Below are 6,281 nucleotides of genomic sequence, written 5' to 3'. Positions count from 1 at the left end.
GCATTATCCATCGATCGCACCCATTGCTTTAAGTCATACCGACGGCAATCTTAGTACCTATCGATATAGCGATCGTCAGCGAGTCGTTCGCCATGACTACCGCAGAGATAAAAGCATCTATCCCCAGTATTTCGATCTTCAGTCCAGAGCTTGGGTAAACGGTGCGGGAGAGCTAGCTTGGCAACCATACGGGTTGGCACGCTTATCCCCTTACCCAGGTGCGGTAAATATCGTCCTCCTCGTCGAGGGGCAAAAATGCGTAGAAATAGCCCACAGCCGACACATTCCCGCAGTTTGCCTCGAAGCTGGCGACTATAGCTATGGCACGATCGAAGTCAAACTAGAGCAAATCGAGCGCAAGCTCAAACCAATGCTCCTCGCAATCCTACCCGATAACGATACCGCTGGATACATCAGAGCCACTGAGATCGATCGCATCGCCAAGCGAATCGGTTTGCCAACTCTAATGCTCGCTCCCCTCCGCATCGAACCACAACTCAAACTTAAGGGTGACATCGAACAAATGCCCAATTTGAACGATCGTACCTTGATTCAAATTGTCAAAGATAATCTTAAGGAAAATAAGACATGGAAGATTCAGCCGAAGATCTAGAACTTTGAGAATCCTCGCGCATTCATGCCAAGGAGTACGTCAAAACTTATTACTTTCATACAGCGGCACAACGCCGCTGTTTTTTTATGCCTAAACAACAAATAGACTGGAAAATTTGTGTCGGATTGCCCACCCAATGTTACCGCAATCTCAACAACGGCTTGATGAGCATCCGCCAAAAGATCGGCAGCTCGTGGTTGGTAGTCGGACACACTGATAACTTAATAATTCAAAATCCAATTTTTCATGTCTCAGAAACCAGCCGTCAACGAGTAATTAGAACCCGAAAGAAAAACGTCCATGCCTGGGGCTGTGGCATCTTAGTCGGTAGAAATTTGAAATCTTTACCTCAACTAAAAGAGATTAGCTACGATCCCTACTTACTACCTTTCTTTTCTTGGCGAGATATAGATCGCCGGATCGATAGGGCAGATTATTTAATCATCATCGACAATCGAGCTTACTGTCCGATCGATCTTTCTCAGTCTCAATTAACCTTATTTTAGGAGTCAGCCTCATGTCGAGAATAGTTAACGCTTATAGATACTTTCTGGATTTAAGGGCGGGAAAATACGAGAATCGCAAATTTCCGATCGTTGAAGCAATTCTAGATACTTGGTATGAGTTCTTTAGCTCTAACTATATCTAAAGCCAGATCGAGCAAACCTAAATAATGAATAGTAACTAAGGAGATTCGATCGTGCCAAAGTCTAAATTAAAGTATGGAATTTACAAATATGAAATCTCGCTTCAACTAGAGAGTGAGATCGATCTATCGGAGCATTTCACTGAATCTGAATGGCAAGAGATGTCAGAAATAGATAAACAAATAAAGATTCAGGAACTAATTGACGATGAAATGAACACCAACGCAGAAAGCAGCTACGAATTCGCTCGTGAATGCGAAGCAGAATAAATATAAAACACACCCCCACACCTCAACTCCTCTCCCCCTTATTGCCAGCAGCTTTGTCTGCTGGCTTTTTTTATGTCAACAATTATCAAAACCAGTCCAATAAACCAATTCAAACGCCGACTTATTGCTGGTGAGGAACTAGGTCAATCCCAGATTAACGAGGTGGTCAACAACCCGTCTCTAATTGATTAATCAATCTAGAGAGGGCTTGAATAAAGCCTAGAGTTGACCAGCCTCAGAGATAGAAATATCACTACGTTTTCGGAGTCACGATACCAGTAATTGCGAAGCTAGATTACTGCTCTATCATCAAATATTAAACAGATTTAATCGGGTTAAGTCAGTGTATTCGATCTAACAAGCTCTTTAAACTTTGGCGAAGCTAACATTACCCAGAAATGGAGTTTATCATGTCTAATTTTGCATTAATCGTCGATACCAATCGCCGACCACTCAATCCCATCCATCCCGCTCAGGCTCGCTTATTGCTCAAGCAGCGCAAAGCCTCTATCTTGCGTCGCTTTCCATTCACTATAATTCTGAAAACTGCTAGTAATGCTCAAACTCAACCACTAGAAATAAAGATCGACCCAGGCTCAAAAGTAACTGGATTAGTACTCGTTACTAACTCCAAGGTGATATGGGCAGCCGAACTTACCCATCGTGGGGCACAAATTAAAGCCGCTCTCCTTTCCCGTCGTCAACTGCGACGCAACAGGCGCAGCCGCAAAACTCGCTACCGAAAAGCCCGATTCCTCAATCGCACTCGCCCGAACGGCTGGCTAGCACCGAGCTTAAAGCATCGAGTTCAAACTACTCTCACTTGGGTCAATCGGTTGAGACGGTTTGCTCCAGTAACAGCAATCGCTCAAGAACTAGTCAAGTTTGATACTCAACTGATGCAGGACGAAACCATTTCTGGTCCTGAGTATCAATCTGGCACTCTTGCTGGCTATGAAATTCGTTCTTATCTACTAGAGAAGTTCGATCGCAAATGCGCTTACTGTGGTGTCGAACATGTACCGTTCGAGATCGATCACATCATACCCCGATCGAAAAATGGAAGCGATCGCCCATCAAATCTATGTCTAAGTTGCCATGACTGCAATCAGGCTAAGTCCAATCATCCGATTCAAGAGTTCCTAGCCGATAAACCGGATGTGTTGAAACGATTATTGGCTCTGGCTAAATCACCCCTGCGGGATGCGGCTGCGGTTAATTCTACCCGTTGGGCATTATTCGATGCCCTCAAAGCAACCGATCTACCTATTACTACTGGTACTGGGGGCAGAACCCGCTGGAATCGCTTTCGCTTCCAACTCCCAAAAACTCACTGGATCGATGCAGCATTGGTAGGAGCAGTAGAGACAATTACTCTACTCACCAATCGACCTTTATCGATCGCTTGTAATGGGCATGGCACTCGCCAATCTTGTCGCACCGATCGGTTTGGCTTTCCCTCTCGTTATGTCCCTCAGTACAAGTTTGTTAAAGGCTTTCAGACTGGAGATCTTGTTAAAGCAGTTGTTACTAAGGGAAAGAAGGTTGGTACTTATATCGGTCGATGTGCTGTCAGATCTAGCGGTAGTTTTAATATCTCGACTAAAAGTGGATTGATTCAGGGAATATCTCATAGATATTGCCAAACCGTTCACTCTAAAGATGGTTACAACTATTCTTTTTAATTACTTACATTCCTCTCCCTTTCCCATCCAAATAATACTTCCCCCAGTAGCTAAAAACTGCTGGGGATTTTTTTATGCCTACAATTACCAAGACTGCTCCAGTTCGAGAATTCCTAGACCGACTCACCGCTGGAGTAAGACTAGAACAGCCGCAAATTAAAGCAGTGATGAACGACTGTTATGGCAGCAGTAGCAATGGTGCATGGCTGTGGAAACAAGCCTACGATGCGATCGAAGCCGCCATGACTGCGTACCTGCTCGAACATCCCAAACTGAGCTTGCCCGAACTTTGGAGCCTTCAAGATTCGGTCGTAGATCATACCGCTCGCTCTCAAGAACAACTCGACCTCCAGCAATTTAGCACGCCGCTGGGATTGGGATATCTCGTCGCTCGTGCGCTAGCTTTAAAATCCGACGATATCCTGCTCGAACCATCCGCAGGAACGGGAATGCTTGCAGCAATCGCCATTAACCATGCCGAAGTACCGCAACAAGTCATCCTCAATGAATTCTCCAAGTTCCGCCGCGAACTATTAACCGAAGTCTTTCCCCAGGCGGAAATATTTTCCCTCAACGCCGAATATATCAACGATCTGCTATTGCCGCGCATCAAACCGACGGCAATCGCTATGAATCCGCCCTTCTCCCGCAGCGTTACCAGCAGCAAGCGCAATCCCGATGCCATCTTCCGCCACCTGCGATCGGCATTGCTCAAGCTCGCCCCCAACGGACGATTGGCCGCAATTGTCGCCCATTCCCTCACCCCCAGCAAGCACCCCGAATATTTCGCCAGCTTACCAGCTAAATTACTCCTGTCCGTATATTTAGATGGAAAATTTTACAGACATCACGGCACCACCTTTCCCACTCGCCTGCTGGTATTCGATAAAACTGCCGATGAGCTGCCACCGCCCAAATGCGTCAACGATATCCTAACTCTGGGCGAGATCGATCGGTTAATCGACGGATACGTGCCACCGAGATTAGAAATTAAACCAGAATCCACCACACCAGCATCCCTAGATTTAACTCAAGATCTACCGCTATTTGCCAGCATCAGTGCGAGTATCAATCCCTTTGGCAATCTACCCCTATTCCAACTTTCAGGAGAGGGAACTGCCGCACCTGCTGTAGTGGAGATTGATATCAAACCAGTCAGATCGACCCAAATCGTCCCACTCGTCCCCAAAGACCGTTTTGGTGAGATCGTCGAACTCCAATACCATCCGGTAGGCGAACGCCACACTGCTTTTGCAGAAGGCACGTTCGAGCCATACCAACCGAGCGCGATCGAGATTTCCGACGCACCAGCCCATCCCACCCAACTAGCCGAATCGGTGGCGATGGCTGCAATTGCCGCTCCCTATCCCACCGTAACCGTCAAGCTACCAGCCAGGATCGTCCGCGATGGACTGGCATCCTCAGCCCAACTGGAGGCATTAATTTATGCTTGCGAAGCCCACGATAAACACATAGACGTACCCTGGAAACTCGACGAGCGCAAGTCTCTAGTTATTGCGAGTAAAGACGACCCTGAGGGTAAGTATTATCGCCAGGGTTTTTTCATCGGCGATGCCACTGGCGTAGGCAAAGGACGCGAAGCTGCCCTGATTATCCTTGCCAACTGGTGTGAAGGTCGCAAACGAGCGATCTGGCTCAGTAAGAATGAAGCACTACTAGAGGATGCGCGACGCGATTGGCAATCTCTCGGCGGCGATCCCAACACCGTGGTGCCGCTAACCAAATATAAGTTAGGCGAGAAAATCGGTCTAAACGAGGGCATCCTCTTCGTTACCTTCGGCTGTCTGCGTACTGCCGCTAAAGGCGAGAAGAAATCCAGAGTAGAGCAGATTTTAGAATGGGCGGGCAACGAGTTCGATGGCGCGATTTGTATCGATGAGGCACACCTACTGGGCAACTGTGCGGGTGAAGAAGGCGAACGGGGCAAAACCAAAGCATCAGCGCAAGGACTGGCTGGCATGGAATTAATCGACAATCTGCCCGATGCCAGAGTGGTGTATTTAAGTGCCACTGGTGCCAGCAAAGCCTCGAATCTAGCTTACTGTCAGCGGCTCGGACTGTGGATGAGCGAACGGTTTCCCTTCAGCTCCAGAGAGCAGTTCATCGCCAATATGGACGCGGCAGGATTGGCAGGATTGGAAATGTTGACTCAAGACTTAAAACGGATGGGTAAATATATCTCCCGCACGCTCAGTTTCGACGGCGTGAATTTTGAAACCCTCACCCACGAAATTACACCCGAACAGCAACGGTATTGGGATGTCTACGCGCGGGCGTTTGAAGTAATTCATCGAGATCTCGATACCGCCTTAGATGTCAGCGGCATCAACGCTGCCAACGGCAAATGTCTCAATCCCAGAGCCAAGTGCGTTATCTATTCCCAGTTTGAATCGCTCAAATTAAGGTTCTTCAACAGTTTGCTCTGTGCGGTTAAGGCTCCCACCCTAATTGCTGCGATCGAGCGAGACATCGCCGCAGGTTACGCAGCAGTGGTGCAGTTAATTTCAACCAATGAAGCTCTCTTAGATCGTCGCTTGGCAGAAATCCCTACTAACGAGTGGAACGACCTCAGAGCGATCGACTTTAGTGCCAGAGAAGTCATTGCCAGTTATGTTCATAACTCATTTCCCATCCATACCTATGTCGAATATGTTGACGATAATAACAATACCAAAAGCGAACTGCTCAAGGATGCCAATGACAACCCAGTGGTGTGTCAAGAAGCACTAGCCATCCGCGCACGGCTGTTAGAAGATATTGCCATCCTGCCGCCGATAACTGGCATTCTCGACCAACTCAATTGGCACTTCGGACACGATCGCATTGCCGAAATTACCGGACGCACCAAGCGGATTCTATCTAAAGACGGTCGTTACCAACTCGCCACCCGCTCGGCTAAGGCTAATATTGCCGAAACCGACGCATTTCAATCCGATCGCAAGCAAATCCTCATCTTCAGCTCTGCGGGCGGTACTGGTTATCTTATACAAAAATTATATATTAAATAACAACAACAACGAGCCTCTTTTTCTACATCATACAAATA

General features: G+C 47.3%; 5 protein-coding genes. All 5 read left to right on the top strand.

The window, feature by feature from the left end; translation table 11 throughout:
- Nucleotides 1-613, top strand: a 613-nt coding sequence (locus C7B77_RS30275; RefSeq protein ID WP_106309643.1) for a hypothetical protein, incomplete at its 5' end; no start/stop codon positions are given.
- 86 nt (nt 614-699) lie between these two features.
- Complete coding sequence (locus C7B77_RS21470) at nt 700-1,119, top strand: hypothetical protein (protein ID WP_106309640.1); 420 nt, start codon at nt 700-702, stop codon at nt 1,117-1,119.
- Nucleotides 1,120-1,313: 194 nt separating this feature from the next.
- Nucleotides 1,314-1,529 carry a hypothetical protein gene (locus C7B77_RS21465; protein ID WP_106309637.1) on the top strand — a complete coding sequence of 72 codons (216 nt, stop codon included), beginning with the start codon at nt 1,314-1,316 and terminating at the stop codon, nt 1,527-1,529.
- 410 nt (nt 1,530-1,939) lie between these two features.
- Nucleotides 1,940-3,214 carry an RNA-guided endonuclease IscB gene (iscB, locus tag C7B77_RS21460; protein WP_106309646.1) on the top strand — a complete coding sequence of 425 codons (1,275 nt, stop codon included), beginning with the start codon at nt 1,940-1,942 and terminating at the stop codon, nt 3,212-3,214.
- A 74-nt stretch (nt 3,215-3,288) separates the two neighbouring features.
- The gene (locus C7B77_RS21455) at nt 3,289-6,243 is read left to right on the top strand and encodes a strawberry notch family protein (RefSeq protein ID WP_106309634.1); all 2,955 of its coding nucleotides are present in this window, start codon (nt 3,289-3,291) and stop codon (nt 6,241-6,243) included.
- Nucleotides 6,244-6,281 lie beyond the last annotated feature (38 nt).

It is taken from the genome of Chamaesiphon polymorphus CCALA 037 (genome assembly GCF_003003845.1).
In the GTDB taxonomy this organism is placed as follows: domain Bacteria; phylum Cyanobacteriota; class Cyanobacteriia; order Cyanobacteriales; family Chamaesiphonaceae; genus Chamaesiphon; species Chamaesiphon polymorphus.
The sequence above is the reverse complement of the archived record's forward strand: the minus strand, read 5'-3'. Positions and strand labels throughout refer to the sequence as shown.